This window comes from Xenorhabdus sp. KJ12.1 (assembly GCF_963876495.1).
GTDB classification, from domain to species: domain Bacteria; phylum Pseudomonadota; class Gammaproteobacteria; order Enterobacterales; family Enterobacteriaceae; genus Xenorhabdus; species Xenorhabdus stockiae.
Genome location: NZ_CAWNQH010000068.1, coordinates 13,543 through 40,204, shown reverse-complemented (window position 1 = coordinate 40,204; position 26,662 = coordinate 13,543). Strand labels below are relative to the sequence as shown.

Genomic DNA, 26,662 nt, shown 5'->3' with positions numbered 1-26,662 from the left:
ATTAGTCTTTATCAAGGCCAGGAACTTCAGCGTCATCCGGTATTTTTACATGAACCTGAATGATTTTACGGCTATCTGCCATAGCTACTTTGAAATGATAGCCATTAATGCTGATGGATTCCCCACGGGAAGGCAGATGCCCGAATGCCTGCATGACCAACCCGCCTATGGTATCAACTTCTTCATCACTGAAATTAGTGCCGAAAACATCGTTGAAATCTTCAATCTGAGCCAAAGCTCGTACTGAATAAGTATGGCGGCTCAGGGCACGAATGTCGTTATCTTCGTCATCGTCGTACTCGTCCTCAATTTCGCCTACAATCAGTTCAAGTATATCTTCAATCGTGACCAGACCGGAAACACCGCCGAATTCATCGATAACAATCGCCATATGGTAGCGTTGGGAACGAAACTCTTTCAGCAATCGGTCAACGCGCTTACTTTCCGGCACCACCACCGCTTGCCGCAGAACTTTATCAATGCTGAAAGGTTCTGCGTTCGAGCGCATAAATGGCAGAAGATCTTTTGCCATCAGAATGCCTTCAATGTGATCTTTATCCTCGCTGATCACAGGGAAGCGGGAGTGGGCTGACTCGATAATGACATCCAGACATTCGTCCAGAGGCTGGTTGCGTTTTAAGGTAACGATTTGTGAGCGTGGGATCATAATGTCACGCACGCGCTGGTCAGCAATATCCATCACCCCTTCGAGCATTTCTCGGGTATCGGGGTCGATGAGGTCGTTCTGTTCTGAATCTCGGATCAGTTCAACTAAATCATCGCGGTTTTTCGGCTCACCATGGAAAATCTGATTAAGAAGTGCAAAAAAGCCTTTCTTAGGTCCAGGGCTATCGTTACTAGAAGGATGGTCGTCGCTCATGGCGTTCTAATTTTATTTCCTCATTAATTAATGTGTATATACCCTACGTCTTTCAAGCTGCCTCTTTGTTGGCTGCGCTCGTTCACCCCAGTCACCGTTTTTATAAACATACGGTTATCTATGCTCCTGGGGACTCTCTCCCTTGCCGCCGCGATGCAACTCGAAATTCATTGGGTATAGATAATATTTAACATAAAAATATTATTGGGGGTTATTCTTTTTCCGCAAGATAGGGATCAGGATAACCCATTTTTCCCAGAATTTCTGTTTCCAGAGATTCCATTTCTTCTGCTTCTTCATCTTCAATATGGTCATACCCAAGCAGATGAAGACAGCCGTGAACCACCATATGTGCCCAGTGTTCTTCGACTGTTTTTTGCTGCTCCTGTGCTTCTTTTTCAACAACCTGACGGCATATGATTAAATCACCGAGCAAGGGTAGTTCAATTTCAGGCGGAGCTTCAAACGGGAAAGATAACACATTGGTTGGTTTGTCTTTCCCTCGATAAGTGAGGTTTAATTCGTGGCTTTCTGCCTCATCAACTAAACGGATTGTGACTTCACTTTCTGCCTGAAATTGTGGCAAAACGCCTTCCAGCCAGTTTTGGAAAAGGACCTCCTCAGGAAGCCCTTCTGGTTTTTCACAAGCAATTTGTAAATCTAATATAACTGAACTCATTGTGCTTCCTGCCTGCGCTTTTCATTAAGCGCCTGTTTACGTTTCTGCTCAGCGGCTTCCCATACTTCATAAGCGATAACGACTTTGGCAACCACCGGATGGCGCACCACATCTTCGCTGTAGAGGAAGTTAAAGCTCAGTTCATCAACGTCAGATAAAACTTCCATCGCGTGACTCAGGCCTGATTTCTGGCCTCTGGGCAGGTCTATCTGGGTGACATCACCAGTGATAACGGCTTTGGAGTTGAAACCAATACGGGTCAGAAACATTTTCATCTGCTCGATGGTTGTATTCTGGCTTTCGTCGAGAATAATAAAGGCATCATTGAGCGTTCGTCCACGCATATAGGCCAGTGGGGCGACTTCAATGACATTTCTTTCGATCAGCTTCTCAACTTTTTCAAATCCCAGCATCTCAAATAATGCGTCGTAAAGCGGACGTAGATAAGGATCGACTTTCTGGCTCAGATCCCCCGGCAGAAAGCCCAGTTTTTCTCCGGCTTCAACAGCAGGACGGGTGAGCAATATCCGGCGGATTTCCTGACGCTCCAGTGCATCAACCGCTGCTGCAACGGCCAGATAGGTTTTACCCGTTCCCGCAGGCCCGATACCAAACGTAATATCATGGCTAAGAATATTGGCAATATACTGCGCCTGATTAGGAGTACGGGGTTTGACTACTCCCCGTTTGGTTTTGATATTCACGGCCTTACCGTAGTCAGGGACGCTTTCTGCTGCTTGCTCCAGTACGCGGGTTTCCGTGATAGCCAGATGAATCTGCTCAGGTTCGAGATCCGGTATCACTCCGCGTACAGGGGCGGTTTCAACATACAGGCGGCGCAGTATACTGGCTACTGCGCTGACACACAGTGGCTTGCCCACCAATTTGAAACGATTGTCGCGGCGGTTTATCTCTATTCCCAAACGACGCTCAAGTTGTTTCAGATTGTCATCAAGTGGGCCACACAGGCTCATTAATCGCTGATTATCTGCGGGTTCCAGAAAGATCTCTTGTGTTGCTACTTGTGGGTTGATTTGTGTCACTGATTATCTCTATGTTAAGGCCTGTGAATCCGGCCTATTTGTTAAAGTTATCCTGTTCTTAAGGTTGGCTAGTCATCAAGGCTGATAAGTGCCAACACCGATTTCGTCTTCCTTACGGGTTCGGGCAATGACTGATTCGGGTGACTCATAGACACGTAAATCCATTTCATCTTCAGTACGGATGACCTTACCGCGCAGGGAATTGGCATAGACGTCGACAATTTCAACATCAACAAACTTGCCAATCATATCAGGAGCGCCTTCAAAATTAACTACACGGTTATTTTCCGTGCGCCCGGAAAGCTCCATAATATTCTTACGGGATGGACCTTCAACAAGAATACGCTGAGTACTGCCAAGCATTGCCCGGCTGAAGCTCATGGCTTGTTGGTTAATACGCTGCTGGAGCAGGTACAGACGCTGTTTTTTCTCATCTTCACTCACATCATCCGGCAAATCAGCCGCAGGAGTACCCGGACGTGCTGAATAAATAAAACTGAAACTCATGTCGAAATTAACATCGGCAATTAATTTCATTGTTTTTTCAAAGTCATCCTGTGTTTCACCCGGGAAACCAATGATGAAATCTGAACTGATCAGGATATCCGGGCGAGCTTTACGCAGACGGCGAATAATTCCTTTATATTCCAGCGCAGTATGAGCACGTTTCATCAGAGTCAGAATGCGGTCAGAGCCACTCTGGACAGGTAAGTGCAGGAAGCTGACCAGTTCAGGTGTGTCTTCATACACGGCGATGATATCGTCAGTAAATTCAATCGGATGGCTGGTTGTAAAGCGTATGCGGTCGATTCCGTCAATAGCCGCAACCAGACGCAATAATTCAGCAAATGTGCAGATATCTCCGTCAAATGTTGCACCGCGATAAGCATTCACGTTTTGACCGAGCAGGTTTACTTCACGCACACCCTGCGCAGCAAGCTGAGCAATTTCAAACAGAATATCATCACAAGGACGGCTGACCTCTTCCCCACGGGTGTAAGGAACAACACAGAATGTGCAGTATTTATTACAGCCTTCCATGATAGAAACAAATGCCGTCGGGCCATCCGCACGGGGTTCTGGCAGGCGGTCGAATTTCTCGATCTCAGGGAAACTGATATCAACAACAGGGCTGCGGGTGCCTTTCACATGATTAATCATTTCCGGCAGGCGGTGCAGGGTTTGTGGCCCGAATATAATATCAACACTCGGAGCACGCTGGCGAATGTAATCCCCTTCCTGAGAAGCCACACAGCCCCCAACGCCAATGATAACTTCAGGGTTTTTGTCTTTCAGCCCTTTCCAGCGCCCGAGTTGGTGAAAGACTTTTTCTTGGGCCTTTTCACGGATTGAACAAGTATTCAAGAGTAAGATATCTGCGTCTTCGGCGATATCGGTTAACTGATAACCGTGAGTGGTTTCCAGCAGGTCGGCCATCTTGGATGAATCGTATTCATTCATCTGACAGCCCCAGGTTTTGATATACAGTTTTTTTATCGTCGACATTTTGTGTATCCGGTGTTTCCAGTGGAATGATGCGTCAACACTGAAAAGCATAGTCTATTGAACCAGCATATTGAATACAGTGTGTTTAGCATAATGTTGCAGGCTATTGTATTCATTTGAGGCACCAGTGACCAGACTGTAACACCGGATATTCACAGCCGGAAAGGGAAAATTCCGGTACACTATTTTAATCAAGAAGTTAATAGCGTGATGAATATGAATAATCCACAACAAAAATTCGATATGGTTATCGTGGGTGCCGGGATGATTGGTGCGGCAACGGCATTGGGATTGGCGCAGGAAGGTTGGCGTGTCGCTCTGTTGGAACATCAGCCACCACAACTCTACAGTGCAGAAAGTGAACCGGATATTCGTATTTCTGCCATTAGTCGGGCATCCGTGGATTTACTAAAGCAATTGGGTGCTTGGGAACATGTTGTGCAGATGCGTAGCGCACCTTATCGGAAGCTGGAGACATGGGAGCAGAATGATTCCAATGTGATTTTTGATGCAGCAAGCCTTGGCCTGCCTGAACTTGGATACATGGTAGAAAACCGCATTCTGCAACTGGCTTTGTGGCAGGAATTTGAACGGTATCCTAATCTGACACTGTTTTGCCCCGCTGAGCTGAAATCGATGCAGCGTCATGGTGATCACAAAACATGGCAACTTGAATTGGCTGATGGTACGGAATTAAACACTCGTTTGATTATTGGTGCTGATGGCGCACGTTCTCAGGTTCGGCAATTAGCGGGGATTGGCAGCAGGGGGTGGCAATATCGTCAGTCGTGTATGTTGATAACTGTTAAAACGGAACAACCTCAGAAAGACGTAACATGGCAGCAGTTTTTTCCTTCTGGTCCCAGAGCCTTTCTGCCGTTATTCGACCAGTGGGCATCGTTGGTATGGTATGACTCTCCCGCCCGCATTCGTCAGTTACAGGCGATGTCAATGACACAGCTTGAACGGGAAATATTTCAGGCATTTCCGGCCCGTTTGGGTAAAGTGACTCCGATTGCTGCGGGTTCATTTCCTCTGACCCGCCATCATGCCAGCGATTATGTGCGTGAAGGGCTGGTTTTGCTGGGGGATGCAGCTCATACAATTAACCCACTGGCAGGGCAGGGTGTCAATCTGGGCTATCGGGATGTAGATGCTTTACTCAAAGTATTGATTGATGCCAAAGAATCCTTGGAAGATTGGGATTCCCTGACTGTACTGATGCGTTATCAACGTCGCAGGATGCCGGATAATTTGGTTATGCAGGCGGGAATGGATCTCTTTCATACGGCATTCAGCCATGACCTGCCAGGATTGAAAACTATGCGTAATCTGGCCTTGATGGCAGCGCAGCGCTCAGGCGCACTGAAAAAACTGGCGCTGAAATATGCGCTGGGGGTGTGATTACTGTTTTTTAGCAAATATTTTTGAGGGTAGGAGCCATTTTTTTAATATTTCTACCCTTAGATATGTTTTTTATTGAGCGCTTTATAAACAGGGGGAGATGTGTCGATTTCAGGCAGGTTATCAAACAAAGATGGAGACTATCAGGCGATAAGCTGGGGATATTTTTTGGCAGAAAAACAAAAAAACCACCAAAAGGCGGTTGTCAGTTTAGTCAGCGTTTTGAAAAATTTGGCTGGGGTACCAGGATTCGAACCTGGGAATGCCGGAATCAGAATCCGGTGCCTTACCTCTTGGCGATACCCCAACTGAATTTAAAATGGTGGCTACGACGGGATTCGAACCTGTGACCCCAGCATTATGAGTGCTGTGCTCTAACCAGCTGAGCTACGTAGCCATTTACGTTAACCGTAAATTTTATGAAAACCTTCAGGAAAATGGCTGGGGTACCTGGATTCGAACCAGGGTATGCCAGGATCAAAACCTGGTGCCTTACCGCTTGGCGATACCCCACCTGAAAATTTTCATTTTAAACCTTGTTTTATAAATGGTTATCTATTTATTAGAAATTATCGTTTTCAGAAATATGGCTGGGGTACCTGGATTCGAACCAGGGTATGCCAGGATCAAAACCTGGTGCCTTACCGCTTGGCGATACCCCACCTGAAAACAACACACTAAAACTTAAAACAACCTTAACAAAACTCGATTTAAGTGCAACCGAAGAAGAAATGGTGCGGGAGGCGAGACTTGAACTCGCACACCTTGCGGCGCCAGAACCTAAATCTGGTGCGTCTACCAATTTCGCCACTCCCGCAAAGATGGTGGCTACGACGGGAATCGAACCTGTGACCCCAGCATTATGAGTGCTGTGCTCTAACCAGCTGAGCTACGTAGCCATCTTTTTTCGCTTTGCCTTCATCGGCGGTGCGGGGCGCATTATGCGTATATCAGACAGATGCGTCAACTGCTTTTTTAAAAAAATATGCATAAAATCGCTTGTTTGTTTGCCCTGTAATCATCTTGATGATAAAAGAAGCTGAAATGACGAATTATCCTCCAAGAAGGTGTTGTAACAGCACACCATTGAGCATAGCTCGCTTCGTTAAGGCGAATGCGCCTATTGCAGAACAGTGGTTTAATTCGGAAACCACGATAGGCAGGTCTTCACGGAAGTTTTTTAAAGTCTGAGTGTTGATACAATTTTGAATAGCGGCAAGCAGAGCCTGCTCTGCTTCAGTGATATCACCGGCAATAACAACTTTCTGTGGGTTAAAGAAGTTGATGGCAATGGCGATGGCTTTACCTAGATTATGCCCTGCCTGTCTGATCACTTCGACTGCCAGAGAGTCTCCCTGATTAGCAGCGCGACATATGTCATGGATGCTGCATTTATCCAATGTCAGCTTACTTGGAAACCCCTGCTGTAATTGGTGCTGTATTTTGGCTTCTATGGCCGGATTGGATGCAATCGTTTCCAGACAGCCAAAATTACCACAATGACAACGCTCACCCAGTGGTTCAATTTGGATATGGCCTATCTCTCCCAGATTGCCACGTTTATTGAGCAATACATTATTCTTGATAATAACGCCTGCACCTACACCACGATGAACACGTACAAGAAGAGAGTCTTCACAATCGCGAGTGGCTCCGAAATAGTTTTCTGCCAGTGCCAAGCTGCGGATGTCGTGCCCGATAAAACATGAAATATTGAAGTGATTACGCAGGTTTTGCACCAATGGCCAGTTATCGACTTTAATATGTGGCATATAGCGGATAATGCCATTATGGGGATCAACTAATCCGGGGACAATGATGGAGATTGCAATCAGTTCACGGTTACGCCGCTGATTTCTGCTGATAAAGTCTTCAATAACGGAGATAATCCGTTGTTCGACTTCTTGCTGGCTATTTTCCAGAACAGGATGTTGCTCTTCTGCCAGTTGTCTGGCGCTCATATCAAATAACGCAATCGTCGCATCCCGACGGCCCAGCCGAACACCAATGGTATGAAAATGGCTGGTTTCTGTGACAATGGAAATAGCGCGACGTCCGCCAGTAGATGCCTGCTGATCAACTTCTTTAATCAGACCGCGCTCAATTAACTGACGAGTAATTTTTGTCACACTGGCCGGAGCAAGTTGGCTCTCTTCCGCGATTTGTATACGGGATATTGGCCCGAGTTGGTCTATCAACCGATAGACCACGGCGCTATTGAGCTGTTTGACCAGCTCAATATTCGCGATTTGTTTTTGTGTGTTATGGTTGTTCATCAGGCACTATGCTCGATAGTTCAGCTTCGTTCCCTTTGTTGTTATTGTTATTAACGATATTTCCGTTAACTATGGTTTTACAGATTTTGAAATCATGAGTGAATGCTGTCAGGTTTGCTACTTTACCCGGCTCAATCGTTCCAAGATGTTTATCGACACCGATAGCTTTAGCTGGGTAAAGGGTTGCCATGCGCAGTGTTTCATCTAAAGCGATGCCAACTTTTTCGACACTATTCCTGACACACTCAATCATTGTGGCTGAAGAGCCGCTTAATGTGCCATTCTCATCGACACATAACCCGTTACGATAATATATTGTTTTATTAGCGAAGGTGAATTGTTCTATATTACTGCCTTCATCCAGCCCGGCAGGGACAATGGCATCTGTCACGAGAACTAATTTTTCATTTTTCAGACGCTTGGCGCTACGAATGTTGGGCCATGCAACATGCATACCATCACAAATAATACCGGCATAGACTTCAGTAGTATCATAAATTGCGCTGATTAAACCCGGCTGTCGGCCAGAAATGGCTGGCATGGCATTATATAAATGAGTGGAGAAGGTAATACCATTTTGGAATCCCCGTCGTGCCTCTTCATAGGTTGCGTTGGAATGACCCGCAGAAACAACAATACCCGCTTCAGTTAATTGATGAATGTAATGATTTTCTACCATCTCAGGAGCAAGAGTAATTTTCTTGATCACATCGGCATTAATACACAAATAATTGACCATTTCCGGTGTTGGTTTGCGTATATAGGCAGCATTATGTGTGCCTTTTTTTACCGGATTGATGTAAGGTCCTTCCAGATGTAAACCAATCGCCTGATTGGGGTTGTTAGCCAGATAGATACGCATTACTTCAATGGCTTTGATCATCAGCTCATCAGGGCTAGTGATAAGCGTTGGCAGAAAACTGGTACAGCCGTATCGCTGATTGGTTTTCTGCATGATATGCAGTGTCCCTTCCGTAAGATCTTCCATGCGGTCATTATACTGGACTCCGCCACAGCCGTTGACTTGCAGGTCAATAAATCCGGGAGAGAGGTTTGCACCCTGTAAGTCATGCTGTTCAATGCCTGCCGGTAACTCATTTTCCGGACAAATATGCTTGATTATCCCACCTTCAATAATAACAGCATATTCACTGAGCCTGTCGTGTCCGGTGTAGATAATACAGTTAGTTAAAGCGTACATTCTGGACTCCTAAATGCCTGAACCTAAATGCCTGAATTAAGTATTAACTGGCGAATTCACTCAGAATATCAGCCTCTATCTGGCGAAAATATTTTACGGTTTTTACTCTTAACTCCATTGTTGCAGCTTCATCACACGCAATAATTGTTTTTGGATGTATCTGTAGACAGCTTACTGTCCACATATGGTTAACATTACCTTCAATAGCAGCTTGTAGAGCCAGTGCTTTTTGAGTTCCGGTTACGAGAATAATGATCTCTTCAGCATCCATTAACGTACCCACACCAATAGTTAACGCATATTGGGGGACTGATTCCACGTTATTATTGAAAAAACGGGAATTGGCAGTTCGTGTTTCCAGGGTCAGCGTCTTAATCCGTGTACGGGAAGAGAGAGAAGACGCGGGTTCGTTAAATGCAATATGGCCGTCGTTACCTACACCGCCCATAAACAGATGAATTTTGCCATACGCTTTAATTTTATTCTCATAGCGTAAGCATTCAGCATCGATATCTGTCGCATTCCCATCGAGTAAGTTGATATTTTCTTTTTCAATATCAATATGATTGAAGAGATTCTGATACATGAAAGTGTGGTAACTCTGGGGATGATCCTCAGGAATGCCAACATATTCATCCATATTAAAGGTTACAACATTTCTGAAACTCACTTTTCCTGCCTGATATAGCGCGATGAGTTCTTTATAAGTTGCTAATGGCGTACTGCCTGTTGGCAGGCCGAGAACAAAAGGGCGTTCTGCTGTTGGTTTGAATTCATTTATTTTTCTAACAATATAGTGAGCAGACCATCGACCTACATCACTTGCATTTGTTAGGGGGATCAGCCTCATGATGACCTCTTCAAAAAATTATTCATTTATAAAATTAAAATTATACGAACAGTGGCGGGGCAAAAGCTGCCTATCATACCTGTTCTTTACAGCGGTTCTACCTGACACGCACACGATAATGTTATTTTTTATAATAAAATAAGTTTTTGATTAAGGCCATATTTCGCTCAAAAATATATCAATTTAAGTGATTTTTATCACATATGCGAAGGATTTAATTTGCGATGAAAAATAAATTTCTTAGACTTGAAATTGTTTAACAACAAATAGATGAGTGGTGTTATTACATCGTTTATTCAATAAAAGACTCCATTCATGGGGCTTTAAGGGGGCGTGAGTGAACATTTTAACTTACTTACAACAGATTGGTCGGGCATTAATGGTGCCTGTTGCAACATTGCCTGCTGCGGCGATATTACTCGGGATTGGATATTGGATTGATCCGACCGGTTGGGGAGCTGACAATAAAATGGCAGCTTTGTTTATCTCATCCGGTAAGGCTATTCTTGACAATATGGCAATATTATTTGCAATTGGTATTGCTTATGGTATGTCAAAAGATAAAGACGGGGCTGCTGCACTGACCGGATTAGTCGGGTTTATGGTTGTTATGAAACTGTGTTCGCCCGAAGTCATCGCGATGATTGAAGGTATTCCGGTTGCTGATGTGCCAGTGGCATTCAATAAAATTAATAACCAGTTTATTGGTATTTTAATAGGAGTTATTTCAGCTGAGCTTTATAACCGCTACAGTAATGTTGAATTACCTTTGGCACTGTCTTTTTTCAGTGGACGCCGTTTGGTACCGATCCTGAATTCTTTTTTAATGATTCTACTTTCTTTTATCCTGATATTTGTCTGGCCTGTCATTTATGATTGGCTGGTGGTATTTGGTGAAAGTATTACCAGCCTCGGGTCTGTAGGAGCCGGGCTTTATGCATTCTTTAATCGTCTGCTAATACCCTTAGGTTTGCACCATGCGTTGAACTCAGTTTTCTGGTTTGATGTTGCAGGTATTAATGACATTCCTAATTTCCTGGGAGGAGGAAAATCTATTGCTGAAGGAACGGCTATTCCGGGCATTACCGGGCGTTATCAGGCTGGTTTCTTCCCCATCATGATGTTTGGGTTACCGGGAGCGGCATTAGCTATATACCACTGCGCCCGTCCTGAGAATAAAGCAATGGTTGGCGGTATCATGTTGGCGGGAGCATTTGCTGCGTTCTTTACTGGTATAACTGAGCCACTTGAATTCTCTTTCATGTTTGTGGCACCTGTGCTTTATTTTCTGCATGCCATTATGACGGGCATTTCAGTTTATATTGCAGCGGCGATGCACTGGATTGCCGGTTTTGGTTTCAGCGCCGGCTTTATTGATCTTTTCCTCTCCTCACGCAACCCGCTAGCTGTGCACTGGTATATGCTGATCCCACAAGGGTTAGTATTCTTCTGTATCTATTATGTTGTATTCCGTTTCACTATCAAAAAATTCAACCTGATGACATTAGGCCGTGAATTACCTTCTAGCGCGGGAACTGATGCAGATATGAAATTGAATGCTGGTGGCAAAAACGATATTCAGGAAGAAGCATATAACTATGTTGCTGCGATAGGTGGATCGGCCAATTTAATCAATATTGACTCTTGTATCACCCGTTTGCGTTTATCCGTGAAAGATTCCAGTTTAGTTAATGAACGAGTCACTAAACGTCTTGGGGCTTCTGGTGTTATTCGCCTGAATAAAGGAAGTGTTCAGATTATTGTTGGTATGCGTGCTGAACTGATTGCTAGCGCCATGAAAGATGTTATTGCTAAAGGCCCGATTGCTGCTGCGACGGAAAATGATATTCCAGAGTCTGATATTCCGGTAGAAAAAAAGAGTACGCAGGAAAATAAAGAAATTCTGACTTTACTAGCACCTGTTACGGGTGAGTTAGTCAAGCTGGAAGATGTACCGGATGAAGCTTTCTCCAGTAAATTAGTGGGTGACGGTATTGCAATCAAGCCGACTTCGGAAACAGTCTTCTCACCCGTTACAGGTACGGTGGTAAAGGTATTTGATACTAACCATGCGTTATGTATTGAGGCGGATAATGGTGCTGAAGTTATTGTCCATATGGGCATTGATACTGTTTCCTTGGGTGGCCGTGGGTTTGAATGTTTGGTGAAAGAAGGAATGAAAGTTAAAACAGGAACGGCGTTACTGAAATTAGACCTTGATTATTTGAACTCTCATGCCAAGTCAATGATAAGCCCAGTTATTATCAGCAATATCGATAACTATTCAGGAATCAGAATGATTGCAGAAGAGGGAGTTATTGCCACAGGAGCAGATTTATTCCAGATATATAAATAATTAATAACCTACCTCATGATTTTAATTTCATAAATATTTTTTAGTATTACCTGTATGCAGAAATGCATGCAGGTAATATCAGAATGTTTTTTACTCTTAACACCTAGAAAGAGGTAAATTATTTCTAGGTGAACGAGTTAAAATCATCTGATTCTAAATATAGAATTAGATTTCCCCTCTTCAAGTTTCTAAAAGACGGAAAATATATCATCAAATATTGGGTGATATATTTATTATTACGACGCGTCTGGAGCGTAGAAACATAAAATTAAATATATGATTGTTATTTTATATTCATGAGAGGTATTTGTTATTGTCATTTTTTCGATAAGGAATAATTTAATGTAGGTATTTTATAATGTTTTTTGTTTTTTATTTTATTTGTGATTTACCTCAATTTTTTTATAAAAAATATCCTTTAATTTTATTTGGCTTAGGTCGAGTTGATTTTAATGATTTTATTTCCTGTCCATTTTATAAACATTTTAGATCAAAGTCTAATGCACTTAAATTATCTCTGATAGAGAGATTAAATTGTGTTCGTTGATAAGATAACTAAATGAAATAAATATAAGTAGGTGGAAATTATGAATTTATCTATTTCAGAAGGAAAAATGGAAAAGTATTTAAAGAGTTGGGATGACAATGGTTATATCATCATAGAATCGGCAGTAAGCAAAGAACAAGTTCAAAAAACTGTCGATGCTATATTTTATTTTTTGGAAATGGATAAGAGTAACCACAGTGATTTTTATAACATGGAGATTCGTTCTCGTTCAGGAATTGATGAAATGGGGCGGATTCCTTTTTATCATCATCAGTCTTTGTGGGATAATCGTCAGAATCAAATCATTTACTCTGTATATGAAAAGATTTTTGGTACCTCAGATTTACTGGTTAGTGTTGACAGAGTAAATATGAACCCTCCAGTTAATGAAAACTGGAAATATGAGGGTTTTATTCATTGGGATATTGATGTTTCGAAACGCCCACTGGAAAGAAAAATACAGGGTCTTTTGAGCTTAACTGATGATAATGGTAATTCTGGTGGGTTCCAGTGTGTTCCCGGTTTTCATAAAGTTATCTATGAATGGTTATCAAAACAGCCAGCGGGATATAACAGTAGATTTCCTGATACAGCAGGGATGAATATTAAATCAATTCCATTGAAAGCAGGGGATTATGTCATTTTTGACAGTGCACTGCCTCACGGGAATATACCTAATACTTCAAATGAGCCAAGGTTAGCTCAATATTTTTGCTTATTCCCACGAACAGATATTACAGAACAACAAGTTGCCGAGAGAATTGTAGCTTATAAAAAAGGTTTGCCGACGACATCTATAACAGGGAAAGCCTTTCCGGTTAAAAAAGCACATCAACAAGATACCTCTCAGATACACTTAACAGATTTGGGTAAATTATTATTGGGATTTTAGTACATTATACCTTAAGGTATCATTATGGAGACAAAAAATCATCGCATAGAGGGTGATGCTATTGATGTTTCAATTATTCTTCCTCGCTATAATGAAAATTATTCTGTTATTGAAAAAACTATCCAGCGTATCCGAAACATTCAGGAGAAGCTGAAGGTACAAATAATTATAGTCAACGATTCAGATAAAAATAATTTTCATGACCAAGATGTTGTAAAAATAAAGAAAAATTATCCTGATGTTCTGGTGATCTCTAACTGTGGAAACTATGGAAAAGGATATAGCATTAGAAGAGGCGTCGATTTAGCAAAAGGGAAATATGTTTTTTATACAGATATTGATTTTCCTATAAAAGAAAATGATTTTTTTATTGCATACAGGAGGATTGAAGTTTCAAATGTTGATTTGGTTATTGGAGAGCGCTTTTCAAAGAATAAATCAAAAGCGAACTCATATCGCAAGATAACCAGTAAAATATTTTTAAAAATAGTCAACTTACTATTGAATTGTAAAGTTTCTGATTCTCAGTGTCCATTTAAAATGTTGAAATCTGATGTGGCAAAAGAAGTGTTTTCTAAGCAGAAGATTAATGGATACGCATTTGATGCTGAAATTATTTATCTAACAAATAGGTTATCTAAGAAATTAGATCAGTTCCCAGTGGCCTGGGAGGACACAAGAGAGAACTGGAGTTTGGCGAGGACGTTAATTAACTATAGCATAATGATACTTGGCGTTTTTTCCATTAAGATTTATTGGGTTATAAACGATCCAGAGATAATTTGAAGTGATTGATTAGCAGATGCTGTGATATTGATTTATCCTAATGAAATAGGTTTGATTATTTATTGTGATTCCTATGTTTTATTATAAATTATTGGGATGGTTTACAGTGTTTGTTTTTTATTATCGGAGGGGTAATGGGGATTTATAATATAAAGGCTATTTTATTTGATATGGATGGGACGTTGGTTCAATCCTTATCGGAAGTTGAAATGATTTGGTCTAAATGGTGCGAAATGCAGAATGTACCTATCCAACATGTATTGGAGATATGTCATGGTGTTCGTTCCAGAGATGTTATTTTGACTATTGCCCCACATTTGAATGTGGAAGAACAGGTTCAGTTATTGGATGATTTAGAAGTTCAGCACTCAGGTTCAGCACAAGCTTTATTTGGCGCAAAAGAATTTTTACTTTCTTTAAATGATTGCCCTTGGGCTGTAGTCACTTCAGCCAGCCAGAGAGTTGCATATCATAGAATGAGTGTTTGTGGTCTTAAGATACCGGACCTCATCGTGGGTTCTGATGATGTACAGGACGGGAAACCGCATCCTTCTCCCTACCTCATGGCAGCTGAGCGTTTGGGAATGAAAACCAAAGACTGTTTAGTTTTTGAAGATTCGTATGCAGGAATACAAAGTGCATTAGCAGCGGGTTGTGAGGTCATACAAATTGGGGGCCAAGAGAAAATACACCCTTCAGTTCTCGAAGTCATTAATCACTGGGATGAAATTAAAATTGATAAAATAGGAATGAATGCTTTTGAAATTAAAATTAATTCATAATTATGAATTAATGTTTTTATGACTCTATACCCTATGGATTTCGAGTTGCATCGCGGCGGCAAAGGAGCAAGTCCCCTGAGCATAGATAACTATGCGACTGGGGTGAGCGAGTGCAACCAACAAAGAGGCAGCTTGTATATACACAATGGATTTCAATATGAAGTGTATAACCTTGTTTGATTAAGTATAGAGTGGGTTTTTATATAAACATTATGGTTGAGATGGATTATGAATAATGTGATTGCAACTAGAGCGGTTTTCTTAGCTGCTGGTATGGGAATTGCGGCATGGGCTCCTTTGATACCCTTGGTGAAAAATTTTTTAAATATTGATTCAGGAGAGCTAGGGGTTTTATTGTTTTTTCTGGGGCTTGGATCAATTGTATCCATGCCTGTTACAGGATTTCTGACTACTTTATTTGGTTGTCGTAAGGTTATTATAATTTCAGGAATTTTTGCTATTGTTTCTTTACCACTTTTAATATTGTCTTCGAGTGTTACCCAGCTTGGAGTTATGCTTTTTATCTTTGGGGCATCCATTGGTACGGTGGATGTTGCAATGAATATCCAGGCTGTAGTAGTGGAAAAAAACACAAAGAGAAATTTGATGTCAGGCTTCCATGGTTTTTTCAGTTTGGGGGGGATTTTGGGCGCGGCTGGCGTATCGATATTACTTTATATGAATTTTTCTGCTCTTGTCGCGTGTCTAATTATATCTTTTATATTATCGTTGTTATTCATTTTTTCTTTTTCCGGGCTTATAAATAATCACGATCATAATAAAGAAAGAAAGGATAAAGGTTTCTTTTTTCCGAAAGGTATTGTTATTTTGGCGAGCTTTCTTTGTTTTCTAATGGGGATCATTGAAGGTTCAGTTATTGACTGGAGTGGTGTGTTTTTAGTTAATGAACGTAATGTTGATATTGCATTTAATGGATTTGGCTATGCTGCATTTGCAGCAGCGATGACGACAGGACGATTTTTAGGGGATCGAGTTATCTCTAATATAGGACGTGGGAAAGTCTTTTTTGCAGGAACATTTAGTATTTTTATCGGTTTCTTTATTGTTGTTAGTGTAAGTTCATTCTCTCTATATATGATAGGTTTTTTCTTCATAGGATTAGGTGCATCAAATATTGTTCCGATATTATGCTCTATATCGGGAACTCAAACAGTTATGCTCCCCGGTCATGCAATAGCTTCAATTGTTACATTTGGCTACTTTGGAATAATGATTGGTCCTGCGCTAATCGGGTTTATTGCTCAGAATTTTAGTCTTGAAACAGCATTTTATTTATTAGCTGTTGGTGCATTAATTATGTTAGTTAATTCAAGGTTTATAAAAAATAATTAATTTGTTTTTATATAAATAAACTTATCTTATTGTAATAATATTAAGGTGTGATTTTATGAAATTTCCACAATGGCCTGATTTTGCCGAAAAAACATTAAAAGATATTCAGCAGCCACTGTTATCCGGTGAAGTTAATTACTGGACCGGAAAAAAAGGCATGGAATTTGAAAATAAATTTGCCGACTGGATTGGTGCAGAAATGGCAATCTCCTGTAATTCGGGTACCTCTGCTGTGAATATTGCTGTGGGGGCATTAAATATCGGCCCCGGTGATGAAGTTATTGTTCCTTCATACACCTTTATTGCTACTTCCTTTGCTGTATTACAGTGCGGTGCTATTCCTGTATTTTGCGATACGACGGAAGAGCACACTATCGACCCTGATAAAATAGAAGCTCTGATTACCGAGCGCACGAAAGCTATTATCGTTGTACATCTTTATGGAGTTGTCTGTGATATGGATGCAATTCTTGCTGTTGCCCGCAGACATAATCTCAAAGTAATAGAAGACAGCGCGCAATGTCTCGGAGGAAAGTATAAGGGGAAATCTGTTGGAACGATTGGTGATGTTGGCACATTCAGTTTCTGTCAGTCCAAACATTTTACCACCGGTGGTGAAGGTGGCATGGTTGTGACCAATAATCCTGAAATCGGCTGGGAATGCCGTGCCTATCGTGATCACGGGTTTGATGTGAAAAGGAAGTTTGACTTACTTGCTTTGGAAGAAGTGTCATGGCATGTGCATAATCGCATTGGCTATAATTACCGTATGACTGAAATTCAGTCGATCATCGGGATTAATGAGCTGGAGCGGTTTGATGACTGGAATATGCATAACCGTAAACAATACGCGAAAATCTATGACGCAAAATTTGCAGAAATCGATTTAATTCATAGTTTGCCGCTGAATAATGAAGACAGGCAAAACGCATATTGGCTATATCCGATTGTGTTTGATCTTGCCAAACTGGATTGCACTGCTGAAATCATTTTGCGTGATTTGAAAAAAATCGGTGTTCCCGCGTTTAAGATCCAGTGGCCGGAAGCTTATGGTGAACGGGTCTTCAGAGAGCTACGTGGTTTTGGCTCTGCCAATTTCCCTTTCCATTCCAGTGAGTACACATCGCCTGAATCGGTCAAATATTGCGATGTTGTGTGTGAAACAGCCCGTTCTTTATTGCCCCGAACAATCAGCTTGTATTTGCATCCTAGCTGGAATGAAGAGCATATCGTTTATTGTGCAGATCAGTTAATCGCAGTGCTGGAAAGTCATCGTATCCGCTGATCTTACTTACCTCTCTTATAGAAAATGACAGGCCTTTACTCAGAATGGCCTGTCGTTATCCTTTTTTCAGCAAGACTTTCTTTTTTTCCTCTATTTCCCACTAACTAAGTGTTGTTTCTCGGTTCAGCTTAATAGATTATAGAGCGTTATATTGAAGCGCTTTTTGCATTGAGGAATAAAACGATGAGTGAGGCAGATACTCGCCCGACAAACTTTATTCGTCAGATTATTGACGAAGATTTGGCAACTGGTAAACATACATCAGTACATACCCGTTTCCCGCCTGAACCTAACGGCTATCTGCATATTGGTCATGCAAAGTCGATCTGCCTGAATTTCGGCATTGCGCAAGACTATCAGGGGCAATGCAACCTGCGTTTTGACGATACGAACCCGGTTAAAGAAGATATTGAATACGTTGAGTCAATCAAGCAAGACGTACAGTGGCTGGGTTTCCAGTGGAGTGGTGATATCCGTTATTCTTCTGATTACTTCGACCAGTTGCATCAATATGCCATTGAGTTAATCAATAAAGGCCTGGCGTATGTGGATGAGCTAAGCCCTGATGAGATCCGCGAATATCGTGGTACGTTGAAAGAGCCGGGTAAAAACAGCCCGTACCGTGATCGTAGTGTGGAAGAAAACCTTGCTTTGTTCGAGAAAATGCGGGCGGGCGAGTTTGCAGAAGGTAAAGCGTGTCTGCGTGCCAAAATTGATATGGCTTCTCCTTTTATGGTCATGCGCGATCCGGTTCTGTATCGTATCAAGTTTGCAGAACACCATCAGTCTGGTAATAAATGGTGCATCTATCCGATGTACGATTTTACCCACTGCATTTCCGATGCACTGGAAGGAATTACGCACTCTATTTGTACACTAGAGTTTCAGGATAACCGCCGCCTATATGACTGGGTATTGGATAACATCACAATTGACTGCCACCCTCGTCAGTATGAGTTTTCCCGCCTGAATCTGGAATACGCAGTAATGTCCAAGCGTAAACTGAATCAGCTGGTGACTGAGAATATTGTTGATGGCTGGGATGATCCACGTATGCCAACCATTTCAGGCCTGCGTCGTCGTGGCTATTCTGCTGCGTCAATCCGTGAATTCTGCCGCCGTATCGGTGTAACTAAGCAGGATAACAATGTTGAAATGGCTGCACTGGAATCCTGTATCCGCGATGATCTTAATGAACATGCGCCACGAGCTATGGCAGTTCTTGACCCGGTGAAACTGGTTATTGAAAATATGCCGGAAGGCGAAGTTATTCTGACCATGCCTAACCATCCGAATAAGCCGGAAATGGGCAGCCGTGAAGTACCATTCAGCCGTGAACTCTATATTGATCGGGCAGACTTCCGTGAAGAAGCTAACCGTCAGTATAAGCGTCTGGTCATGGGCAAAGAAGTGCGTTTGCGTAACGCTTATGTTGTTAAAGCTGAGCGTGTTGAGAAAGACGCAGAAGGCAACATCACCACGATTTACTGTCATTACGACGAGCAGACTCTGAATAAAGATCCGGCAGATGGCCGCAAAGTGAAGGGTGTTATCCATTGGGTAAGTGCAGTACATGCCGCGCCAGCTGAATTCTACCTGTATGATCGTCTGTTCAGTGTGCCAAATCCGGGAGCGGCAGAGGATTTCCTGTCCACGTTTAACACCGAGTCATTAGTGGTACGTAAAGGTTTTGTTGAGCCAGGTCTGGTCAATGCCATGCCGGAAAAAACTTACCAGTTTGAACGTGAAGGGTACTTCTGTGCTGATAGCAAACGTTCAACGGCTGAACACTTAGTGTTTAACCGCACTGTAGGTCTGCGTGATACCTGGGCGAAAATCTCTAAAGAATAATATCAGCTAAGAATACATACCTAATAGAGACCTAGTTGTATAGAGGTGGTATGTGAATGGCAAATTCGCGGTAATGAATTTTCCTAGTCAAAAGCTGGTTTCCGGTGAGAGGTAAAAGCCTCTCACCAATCTTTAGCAGATGGGTAACGGTATACCTTGTACATTGCAATTAGAATAGCGTTCTATAAGAAAATAATAATTTTTCCAAAATATCATTGTCATATGGAGTTAATATGCATGGATTAGCTACATCGCGAGATTGGGTATATAGAGCACCTGAAACAAGGAAAGTCGAAAGAATAGAGGCTTATTTTTTAAATCACGGTTATGACCCTCATAGACATGATACCTATGCAATTGGGAAGACCTTGTTTGGAGTCCAGAGCTTTCACTATCGTGGTAAGATGCAACACAGTCTTCCTGGCAATATTATGGTATTACACCCTGACGAAGTTCATGATGGCGAGGCTGGGACGAGTGCTGGTTTCCACTATCAAATGATATATATCGAACCATCAATAATACAAGAAATAATAAAAGGAAAACCATTACCATTTATAAAAAATGGTATTACCCGTGATCCCAATATTTTTAGAGCAACGAATGCAATTTTACAAAATATGGATTGCAGAATAGATCCTATGGAAGAAGATGATGCTCTTTATGATTTAGCTGTTTCATTAGTTGAAGCAAGTGGATCTGCTTTAAATAAAAAAAGAAATTTTGATTATTTCGCTGCGGAAAGAGCAAGAGAGTATATTCACTCAAATTTAGATAAAAATATAACATTAGGTGAGCTTGAATGTAACGTAAATCGTGATCGCTGGAGTCTTTCTAGAGATTTCAGGTTATTATTCGGAACAAGCCCTCATCGTTATATGACAATGCGCAGATTAGATATAGTAAAATCCTGCTTAATGGTTGGAGATTCTATTACTGATGCTGCGTTGATAGCAGGCTTTTTCGATCAAAGCCATATGGCAAGACATTTCACAAAAGCGTTTGGTTTAACACCAGCACACTGGAGAAATATAAACAGAAATAATCACCATAAAAAATTTATATGCTAATAAAAACGATATGACGGAGAGCCTCCACCTTCAAATATAAAATAAATAATTATAAGTCGAATATTTTAGTAATACCGAAAGATGAAATCTATTTTTCGTATTATTTAAAGATGGAGGAAATAACTAACACGTCTTATATTAAGTTAATGCCAGCAAAAAAATCATAAGCCATAAAAATGGCAACAATAGCCAGCATAGCGCCCATTACTTTATTTAGATGATTAAGCCATGAAGTATTTTTTATCTGTTTACCAATAATTTCACCAAAAAATGAATAAAGCCCTGGTGCACCAGCTCCACCAATTGAAATCAGTACCGATACTAAAAATATCATTGATCCTGTAATATGAGCAGCAGGAAACATAATCGTAGTGACAGGTAAGACGACAAGTACACCTTTGGGATTTAATGCTTGAATTAAAAAACCATTCCAAAATGTAAGATTTTTATCAGGTGTAGCTATTATCTCTCTCTTATCTAACTGTATATTAGATGTTGCCATTTTAAATGAAAGATAAAATGTATATAAGGATCCAAGTAATGAAATATAGGGGAGATGTTTATGAGAGATAATAGCTTCTCCTGCATACCCTAAAAATATAAATAATGTAAGCATTGCACAGCCTACCCCAATAAAAAAGCCAATCGTTTTTTTAAATTGACCGGTTAAACCAGAATTCATACCCATAAAGTTAACAGGGCCGGGGCTATACATTACACCAAGGGTATAAAGAAATATTTCCATACAATCTCTCTAAATAAATTTTAAATTTTTATAAGCTTGAAATAGACCGCTATTCAATCAAAATTGAATCATTTGTGAAGAGATAATCCTTTTATTGCTTTATCTACCGATTTCTTTGGACCATGCACAGCGAGGCCGACTAAATTCATGTTATCCGCATCTTCGGCTAAAAAAACTTCTCGGTTCGCGGCATCGTGACCTGTTGAAAACATTGTATAGACGTAAGGAACTAGAAGGAGAGATCGCTCCAAGCCTTTCTTATGAACACGTTGAAGTGCATTAATATCAGCATCAAAAATAAGCATAGGTTGACCACATATGCTTCCATATTTATGGCCAGAAGAGTCGATATAGGGGGTACCTATAATCTCCGATGCAGATGAAGCAACGCCTGTTGCGAGGAATGCAACCACATTAAGTTTTTGCCAGGTCTGTAAGTCATCCCGCACTATGAAAGCAATTTTTGTATCAAACATTTTAAGTCATTTTCCATACGTTGTTATGTGAACAATATATTTAATTAACGGCATCATATTTGTCTTGTACGTTTGTGCATGGATACGTTCCACACGTGATGAATATTAAAAATGCACGGCCCCAAAGAAAGATTAAGTATGATTTTCATCACTTTTTTTATATACAAAAGAATCGTAATGAAAATTAAGCCCTTCTACCAAGATTAAAAATTGCCTTATAGTCACATGTTGTGTAGGGTTATTTTGTGTTGATGCTATGTCATTTAAATCGTGTTATTGAAGCCATATTGCTTAAATGATGTTGTTCATAACATGTTGTTTAAACGCATTTTAATATGTCAGAAACAGCCTTTTGTTCTGGGCGAAAAAATAAACTCGGACGAGGTCATTATTAATGAAAAGCATTAAATTACATACTTTGGCAGCATTTCTCATAGCGGCAGGGTTCACTGCGGGTGCTTGTGCAGAAAACATTCGTACGGAAATGACATCACAGCAGGTAGTGGATTCACTCAGCAAATTAAATGTGAATTTCAGTATCGTAGACAATCAGGCCGGAGCACATGGGACTAATTGCGCCATTTTAGGTGCAGACTGGGCAGCTTGTAATCGGGTTAATATCATATTGACTAATGGTGATCAGAATATTGATTCTGCGGATTGGTCACTCTATTTTCACAGTATCCGCCAAATCCTCAGAATTGATCATGAGCAATATAAAATCACTCACATCACAGGGGATTTGCATAGGCTGGAACCGACTGAAAAATTCAGGGGCATCAGAGCGAATGAAAAAATCATACTGCCAATTATTGGAGAATACTGGCAGATTTATAGCACTGATTTTATGCCGCGCTGGTATGCCACATCCGGTGATGCCATTCCTAAAGTATTGGTAAATACGGATACTGAAGATCTGAGTGCATTTTTATCTCCTTTTCAGGCAGAACAGTGGAAACGCACCACAACGGATCATAATGTCCTGATGACACCTGAAAACCGTTTTGAGAAAAATCGTCAGATGGTGTTAATTAGTGAAGATAAATTGCGTGGGAAGATTATTCCGACACCTAAAAAGGTGACGATCCACTCACAGGATGTCAATTTGTCCCGTGGAGTAAAACTGGAACTGGGAGGATTGAGCGGCCAATCAGTCAGGGTGATTCGGGATCGTTTTGCGGCTCACAAGATTAAATTAACCGATAACGGTTACCTGATTACAACGCAAATTAATGCTGACAAATTTGCGGGTGATTGGCGGGTGAAAGGTGCTTATTCGCTGGATATCACCCCCAAGGGAGCACATATAGTTGCTTTTGATCAGTCCGGCGTGTTTTACGGCCTGCAATCGCTGTTTTCCCTGATCCCGGCTGATGGTGTACCGAAAATTGCCACATTAACCGCACAAGATGCACCCCGATTTGAGTATCGTGGCACGTTCCTTGATGTCGGGCGTAATTTCCATAGTAAAGAAGCTGTATTGCGTCTGCTGGATCAAATGGCTGCTTATAAGCTGAATAAATTCCATTTCCATTTAAGTGATGATGAAGGCTGGCGTCTGGAAATTCCCGGTTTACCGGAGCTAACAGAAATCGGCAGTAAACGCTGCCATGATTTAAGTGAGACAAAGTGCCTGCTACCACAGTTAGGCTCAGGGCCGGATAGTAATAATATGGGAAGTGGTTACTTCAGTCGTCAGGATTACATTGATATTCTGGAATATGCTAAAGCCCGTCAGATAGAGGTGATCCCGGAGATTGATATTCCGGCTCATGCCCGTGCAGCGGTGGTGTCAATGGAAGCCCGTTATAAGAAACTGATGGCAGAAGGAAAAGAACAGGCAGCTAATGAGTATCGTCTGCTCGATCCGACAGATACCTCAAATACAACATCTGTACAGTTTTATGATCGCCATAGTTATCTGAATCCATGTATGGACTCTTCCAAACGTTTTATTGACAAAGTTATCAGTGAAATTGCCGAGATGCATAAAGAAGCCGGCTCACTACTGACAACATGGCACTATGGGGGCGATGAAGCGAAAAATATTCGTCTGGGCGCGGGATATCAGGATAAAGATGGCCCGATTGAGCCGGGTAAAGGGATCATCAATAAGAAAATTGAAGATAAGCCGTGGGCAAAATCTCAGGCTTGTCAAAAAATGATTGCGGAGGGCATTATCAAAGATGTTGATGAACTGTCCAGTTATTTTGCGGTTGAAGTCAGTAAAATCGTTAATAAACATGGCATTGATACGATGCAATCATGGCAGGACGGACTGAAACATGCGAAATCAGCAAAAGACTTTGCTACACGACATGTTGCGGTCAACTTCTGGGATACGCTTTATTGGGGCGGTGCGGATTCTGTTAATGACTGGGCTAATAAAGGCTATCAGGTCATTATTTCCAGTCCTGATTATGTTTATCTGGATATGCCCTACGAGGTCAATCCGAAAGAGCGGGGCTACTACTGGGCCTCCCGTTTTAATGATGAAGCGAAAATCTTCAGTTTTGCACCCAATAATATGCCACAAAACGCTGAAACTTCAGTGGATATCAACGGAGACCATTTTAATGCAAACAGCGGTAAACGTTGGCCGGGAGCATATGGGCTGTCAGGGCAGTCATGGAGTGAGACTGTGCGCACTGATGAGCAGATGGAATATATGATTTATCCGCGCTTATTACCGTTGGCGGAACGGGCATGGCATCAGGCTGAGTGGGAGCAGAATTACCAGCAAGGAAGGGAATATAAAGGCGGAATTACACGGTATGTAGACACCGATAAGCTTAATAAGGATTGGCTGCATTTTGCTAATCTGATGGGACAGCGCGAAATGGCTAAACTGGATAAAGCTCATATTCCGTATCGTCTGCCGATACCCGGTGCAAAAATTGTCTCCGGGATACTGGAAGCGAATATCGCCTTGCCGGGTCTGACTATTCAGTATTCATTAGATGATGGAAAAACATGGGAAGCTTATGATGACAGACAGCGGCCTCATGTTAATGGTCATGTGAAAATACGTTCTGTCAGCACTGACGGCAAGCGTTTCAGCCGGGTGGAAGAGGTATTCTCTGAGTAATCTTAAAGCTGCCCTTTAATAGGATATTCAAAAGCAACCTGCCGATTAGTCTTAGCTAATCGGCAGTAGCTTCTCTGACAGGGTCAGACACTAGAAGTAGCAGTAAATGCTGACTCCTTATCGTGCTTTCTCATCATGTAACGAACCGTCTTTGCGACAATCGCCTGTAGTGCAGTGACCATACAGGTATAGACTATGATTTGACAGCTTGATTCCATAACGTGTTGCGATATCTTTCTGACGTTCTTCAATGGATTCATCGCTGAATTCAATCACTTTACCGCAGTCGAGACAAATTAGATGGTCATGGTGATGTTGTTGAGTGAGTTCGAAAACCGATTTACCGCCTTCAAAATTGTGGCGTGTAACAATGCCGGCATCATCGAACTGGTTCAACACGCGATAGACAGTGGCGAGGCCAATCTCTTCACCGATATCAATCAGTTTTTTGTAGAGATCCTCCGCACTGACATGATGGCATTCTGGGTCCTGTAGCACTTCCAGAATTTTCAGGCGAGGAAGTGTTACTTTAAGTCCAGCATTTTTCAATGCTTTATTGTTGTCGGTCATGCGGATTCAGTCCTGTAGCTTGAGTTTAGTGAACTTAACAATACATACCCATCGTTTTTCAAATCGCCTTTTTGTTGGCTGTACTCATTTATTTCTGTCACATAGTGTTCTATGTTCCGGAGGATGAGTACCCTTGCCATCGTGATGCGACTCAAAATCCATAAGTTATGGGTGTTATTGTGAGAGAATCATGATTTAGTTTCACGTTGTAGATTATAGGCATGGATATTGAAAATGAAAACCATGCCTATCGCGTTATCATGACACATTATTCAGGAATTATCCTGTGCAAAAGACGTTTCTTATGTCTATCAGACGCCAGAACAATTTTATGCGCCAAGGATTTCTGACAGGCTCATTTCAGCCGTGATCTGTTTTACCCAAGTTTCAACACGTTCATCAGTCAGTTCTGGCTGGCGATCTTCATCAATGGTGAGACCAATGAAGTGTTTATCGTCTGCCATTCCTTTTGATTTTTCATGGTGATACCCTTCGATTGGCCAGTGACCAACGATAATTGCACCACGAGGTTCGATGACATCGCGAATGGTGCCCATAGCATCACAGAAATACTCTGCATAATCTTCCTGATCACCGCAGCCGAACAAGGCAACCAATTTTCCTTCAAAATTGATTTCTTCCAGTGTCGGGAGAAAGTCATCCCAGTCACATTGGGTTTCGCCGTAATACCAGGTTGGAATGCCTAGCAGCAGGATATCGAAAGCTTCAAGATCTTCTTTGCTGCTTTTGGCAATATCGTGGACTTCCGCAACATCAGCACCGCCCAGTTTTTCTTGGATCATTTTGGCAATGTTCTCTGTGTTGCCAGTGTCGCTGCCGAAGAATATACCTATTATTGCCATAAAGTGGATTAACCTCTTGTTTTATGTGTAGTTAAGCTATACACGTCACGCTGAAATCAGCAGGAGAAAAATATCAGTTTTAATAAACGAAAAAACTTTATTTTGACCAAACATCAGTGACAAGTCTGTCAGATTTGTGTGGTAGCGCCGTATCACGCT

21 protein-coding genes and 6 tRNA genes are annotated in these 26,662 nt (G+C 41.6%); 10 read left to right on the top strand and 17 right to left on the bottom strand.

All coding sequences use genetic code 11. From position 1 onward, the window contains the following. Window position 1: 1 nt before the first annotated feature. The 4 genes from corC to miaB form a co-directional block, all read right to left on the bottom strand. Entirely contained in the window at window positions 2-880 is an 879-nt protein-coding gene (gene corC, locus AACS92_RS10450) for a CNNM family magnesium/cobalt transport protein CorC (RefSeq protein ID WP_099111153.1), read from the bottom strand. A 211-nt stretch (window positions 881-1,091) separates the two neighbouring features. Next, window positions 1,092-1,559 (bottom strand): rRNA maturation RNase YbeY, encoded by a 468-nt coding sequence (gene ybeY / locus AACS92_RS10445; protein ID WP_099111152.1) that lies wholly within the window; start codon window positions 1,557-1,559, stop codon window positions 1,092-1,094. Next, the gene (locus tag AACS92_RS10440) at window positions 1,556-2,533 is read right to left on the bottom strand and encodes a PhoH family protein (RefSeq protein ID WP_369800400.1); all 978 of its coding nucleotides are present in this window, start codon (window positions 2,531-2,533) and stop codon (window positions 1,556-1,558) included. Before AACS92_RS10440 ends, ybeY begins: the two co-directional genes overlap by 4 nt. 144 nt (window positions 2,534-2,677) lie before the next feature. Beyond that, window positions 2,678-4,108 (bottom strand): tRNA (N6-isopentenyl adenosine(37)-C2)-methylthiotransferase MiaB, encoded by a 1,431-nt coding sequence (gene miaB, locus AACS92_RS10435; protein ID WP_099111150.1) that lies wholly within the window; start codon window positions 4,106-4,108, stop codon window positions 2,678-2,680. A gap of 216 nt (window positions 4,109-4,324) precedes the next feature. On the opposite strand from miaB, the gene ubiF reads away from it, so the two are divergent. Beyond that, window positions 4,325-5,512, top strand: a complete 1,188-nt coding sequence (gene ubiF / locus AACS92_RS10430) for a 3-demethoxyubiquinol 3-hydroxylase (protein WP_099111180.1) — start codon at window positions 4,325-4,327, stop codon at window positions 5,510-5,512. Between the two features lie 232 nt (window positions 5,513-5,744). Here the strand turns inward: ubiF and AACS92_RS10425 are convergent. The 9 genes from AACS92_RS10425 to nagB all read right to left on the bottom strand — a co-directional run bounded on the left by AACS92_RS10425 (window position 5,745) and on the right by nagB (window position 9,839). After that, window positions 5,745-5,819: transfer RNA gene (locus AACS92_RS10425), tRNA-Gln, on the bottom strand. Between the two features lie 13 nt (window positions 5,820-5,832). Beyond that, window positions 5,833-5,909 (bottom strand) — tRNA-Met (locus AACS92_RS10420). A 41-nt stretch (window positions 5,910-5,950) separates the two neighbouring features. Then, a tRNA-Gln gene (locus tag AACS92_RS10415) sits at window positions 5,951-6,025 on the bottom strand. A 74-nt stretch (window positions 6,026-6,099) separates the two neighbouring features. Beyond that, window positions 6,100-6,174: transfer RNA gene (locus AACS92_RS10410), tRNA-Gln, on the bottom strand. 70 nt (window positions 6,175-6,244) lie between these two features. Beyond that, window positions 6,245-6,329, bottom strand: a tRNA-Leu gene (locus AACS92_RS10405). 5 nt (window positions 6,330-6,334) lie between these two features. After that, window positions 6,335-6,411: transfer RNA gene (locus AACS92_RS10400), tRNA-Met, on the bottom strand. A 153-nt stretch (window positions 6,412-6,564) separates the two neighbouring features. Next, on the bottom strand, window positions 6,565-7,788 hold the full coding sequence (gene nagC / locus AACS92_RS10395; RefSeq protein WP_099111149.1) for a DNA-binding transcriptional regulator NagC: 1,224 nt from the start codon (window positions 7,786-7,788) through the stop codon (window positions 6,565-6,567). Next, on the bottom strand, window positions 7,775-8,989 hold the full coding sequence (gene nagA / locus AACS92_RS10390) for an N-acetylglucosamine-6-phosphate deacetylase (protein WP_099111148.1): 1,215 nt from the start codon (window positions 8,987-8,989) through the stop codon (window positions 7,775-7,777). Before nagA ends, nagC begins: the two co-directional genes overlap by 14 nt. 43 nt (window positions 8,990-9,032) lie before the next feature. Next, the gene (gene nagB, locus AACS92_RS10385; RefSeq protein WP_099111147.1) at window positions 9,033-9,839 is read right to left on the bottom strand and encodes a glucosamine-6-phosphate deaminase; all 807 of its coding nucleotides are present in this window, start codon (window positions 9,837-9,839) and stop codon (window positions 9,033-9,035) included. Between the two features lie 337 nt (window positions 9,840-10,176). Between nagB and nagE the strand changes: the two genes are divergently transcribed. The 8 genes from nagE (at window position 10,177) to AACS92_RS10345 (ending at window position 20,761) form a co-directional block, all read left to right on the top strand. Continuing rightward, the gene (nagE, locus tag AACS92_RS10380; RefSeq protein ID WP_099111146.1) at window positions 10,177-12,195 is read left to right on the top strand and encodes an N-acetylglucosamine-specific PTS transporter subunit IIBC; all 2,019 of its coding nucleotides are present in this window, start codon (window positions 10,177-10,179) and stop codon (window positions 12,193-12,195) included. Window positions 12,196-12,782: 587 nt separating this feature from the next. Then, window positions 12,783-13,634, top strand: coding sequence for a phytanoyl-CoA dioxygenase family protein (locus AACS92_RS10375; protein ID WP_099111145.1), 852 nt, complete (start codon window positions 12,783-12,785; stop codon window positions 13,632-13,634). A 24-nt stretch (window positions 13,635-13,658) separates the two neighbouring features. Next, window positions 13,659-14,420 (top strand): glycosyltransferase, encoded by a 762-nt coding sequence (locus tag AACS92_RS10370; RefSeq protein ID WP_099111144.1) that lies wholly within the window; start codon window positions 13,659-13,661, stop codon window positions 14,418-14,420. Window positions 14,421-14,554: 134 nt separating this feature from the next. Then, a complete protein-coding gene (locus AACS92_RS10365) occupies window positions 14,555-15,202 on the top strand; it encodes an HAD-IA family hydrolase (RefSeq protein ID WP_099111143.1) in 648 nt (215 codons plus the stop codon). A 228-nt stretch (window positions 15,203-15,430) separates the two neighbouring features. Beyond that, window positions 15,431-16,555 (top strand): MFS transporter, encoded by a 1,125-nt coding sequence (locus tag AACS92_RS10360; RefSeq protein WP_099111142.1) that lies wholly within the window; start codon window positions 15,431-15,433, stop codon window positions 16,553-16,555. A gap of 55 nt (window positions 16,556-16,610) precedes the next feature. Further along, window positions 16,611-17,840 carry a DegT/DnrJ/EryC1/StrS family aminotransferase gene (locus tag AACS92_RS10355; protein ID WP_099111141.1) on the top strand — a complete coding sequence of 410 codons (1,230 nt, stop codon included), beginning with the start codon at window positions 16,611-16,613 and terminating at the stop codon, window positions 17,838-17,840. 183 nt (window positions 17,841-18,023) lie between these two features. Then, window positions 18,024-19,691: a glutamine--tRNA ligase gene (gene glnS, locus AACS92_RS10350; RefSeq protein WP_099111140.1), complete on the top strand. Its 1,668-nt coding sequence runs from the start codon at window positions 18,024-18,026 to the stop codon at window positions 19,689-19,691. A gap of 233 nt (window positions 19,692-19,924) precedes the next feature. Continuing rightward, on the top strand, window positions 19,925-20,761 hold the full coding sequence (locus AACS92_RS10345) for an AraC family transcriptional regulator (protein ID WP_099111139.1): 837 nt from the start codon (window positions 19,925-19,927) through the stop codon (window positions 20,759-20,761). A 133-nt stretch (window positions 20,762-20,894) separates the two neighbouring features. On the opposite strand, the gene AACS92_RS10340 is transcribed toward AACS92_RS10345, so the two are convergent. After that, window positions 20,895-21,506, bottom strand: coding sequence for a LysE family translocator (locus AACS92_RS10340; protein WP_099111138.1), 612 nt, complete (start codon window positions 21,504-21,506; stop codon window positions 20,895-20,897). A 68-nt stretch (window positions 21,507-21,574) separates the two neighbouring features. After that, a complete protein-coding gene (locus tag AACS92_RS10335) occupies window positions 21,575-21,982 on the bottom strand; it encodes a DUF2000 domain-containing protein (protein WP_099111137.1) in 408 nt (135 codons plus the stop codon). Window positions 21,983-22,376: 394 nt separating this feature from the next. Here AACS92_RS10335 and AACS92_RS10330 point away from each other — a divergent pair, with 394 nt between their 5' ends. After that, the gene (locus AACS92_RS10330) at window positions 22,377-25,070 is read left to right on the top strand and encodes a beta-N-acetylhexosaminidase (RefSeq protein WP_099111136.1); all 2,694 of its coding nucleotides are present in this window, start codon (window positions 22,377-22,379) and stop codon (window positions 25,068-25,070) included. A gap of 117 nt (window positions 25,071-25,187) precedes the next feature. Here the strand turns inward: AACS92_RS10330 and fur are convergent, their stop codons facing one another. Both fur and fldA read right to left on the bottom strand, forming a co-directional pair. Further along, window positions 25,188-25,640 (bottom strand): ferric iron uptake transcriptional regulator, encoded by a 453-nt coding sequence (fur, locus tag AACS92_RS10325; protein WP_099111135.1) that lies wholly within the window; start codon window positions 25,638-25,640, stop codon window positions 25,188-25,190. Between the two features lie 329 nt (window positions 25,641-25,969). Beyond that, entirely contained in the window at window positions 25,970-26,503 is a 534-nt protein-coding gene (gene fldA, locus AACS92_RS10320) for a flavodoxin FldA (RefSeq protein WP_099111134.1), read from the bottom strand. Between the last annotated feature and the right edge of the window lie 159 nt (window positions 26,504-26,662).

What these genes read in the sequence shown, in the direction of transcription:
- glnS (WP_099111140.1), top strand. Translation starts at nt 18,024, where the DNA reads ATGAGTGAGGCAGATACTCGCCCGACAAACTTTATTCGTCAGATTATT.
- nagA (WP_099111148.1), bottom strand. Translation starts at nt 8,989, where the DNA reads ATGTACGCTTTAACTAACTGTATTATCTACACCGGACACGACAGGCTC.
- AACS92_RS10355 (WP_099111141.1), top strand. Translation starts at nt 16,611, where the DNA reads ATGAAATTTCCACAATGGCCTGATTTTGCCGAAAAAACATTAAAAGAT.
- corC (WP_099111153.1), bottom strand. Translation starts at nt 880, where the DNA reads ATGAGCGACGACCATCCTTCTAGTAACGATAGCCCTGGACCTAAGAAA.
- fldA (WP_099111134.1), bottom strand. Translation starts at nt 26,503, where the DNA reads ATGGCAATAATAGGTATATTCTTCGGCAGCGACACTGGCAACACAGAG.
- fur (WP_099111135.1), bottom strand. Translation starts at nt 25,640, where the DNA reads ATGACCGACAACAATAAAGCATTGAAAAATGCTGGACTTAAAGTAACA.
- AACS92_RS10335 (WP_099111137.1), bottom strand. Translation starts at nt 21,982, where the DNA reads ATGTTTGATACAAAAATTGCTTTCATAGTGCGGGATGACTTACAGACC.
- AACS92_RS10360 (WP_099111142.1), top strand. Translation starts at nt 15,431, where the DNA reads ATGAATAATGTGATTGCAACTAGAGCGGTTTTCTTAGCTGCTGGTATG.
- ubiF (WP_099111180.1), top strand. Translation starts at nt 4,325, where the DNA reads ATGAATAATCCACAACAAAAATTCGATATGGTTATCGTGGGTGCCGGG.
- AACS92_RS10365 (WP_099111143.1), top strand. Translation starts at nt 14,555, where the DNA reads ATGGGGATTTATAATATAAAGGCTATTTTATTTGATATGGATGGGACG.
- ybeY (WP_099111152.1), bottom strand. Translation starts at nt 1,559, where the DNA reads ATGAGTTCAGTTATATTAGATTTACAAATTGCTTGTGAAAAACCAGAA.
- nagB (WP_099111147.1), bottom strand. Translation starts at nt 9,839, where the DNA reads ATGAGGCTGATCCCCCTAACAAATGCAAGTGATGTAGGTCGATGGTCT.
- nagC (WP_099111149.1), bottom strand. Translation starts at nt 7,788, where the DNA reads ATGAACAACCATAACACACAAAAACAAATCGCGAATATTGAGCTGGTC.
- AACS92_RS10345 (WP_099111139.1), top strand. Translation starts at nt 19,925, where the DNA reads ATGCATGGATTAGCTACATCGCGAGATTGGGTATATAGAGCACCTGAA.
- AACS92_RS10330 (WP_099111136.1), top strand. Translation starts at nt 22,377, where the DNA reads ATGAAAAGCATTAAATTACATACTTTGGCAGCATTTCTCATAGCGGCA.
- AACS92_RS10340 (WP_099111138.1), bottom strand. Translation starts at nt 21,506, where the DNA reads ATGGAAATATTTCTTTATACCCTTGGTGTAATGTATAGCCCCGGCCCT.
- miaB (WP_099111150.1), bottom strand. Translation starts at nt 4,108, where the DNA reads ATGTCGACGATAAAAAAACTGTATATCAAAACCTGGGGCTGTCAGATG.
- AACS92_RS10370 (WP_099111144.1), top strand. Translation starts at nt 13,659, where the DNA reads ATGGAGACAAAAAATCATCGCATAGAGGGTGATGCTATTGATGTTTCA.
- AACS92_RS10375 (WP_099111145.1), top strand. Translation starts at nt 12,783, where the DNA reads ATGAATTTATCTATTTCAGAAGGAAAAATGGAAAAGTATTTAAAGAGT.
- AACS92_RS10440 (WP_369800400.1), bottom strand. Translation starts at nt 2,533, where the DNA reads ATGAGCCTGTGTGGCCCACTTGATGACAATCTGAAACAACTTGAGCGT.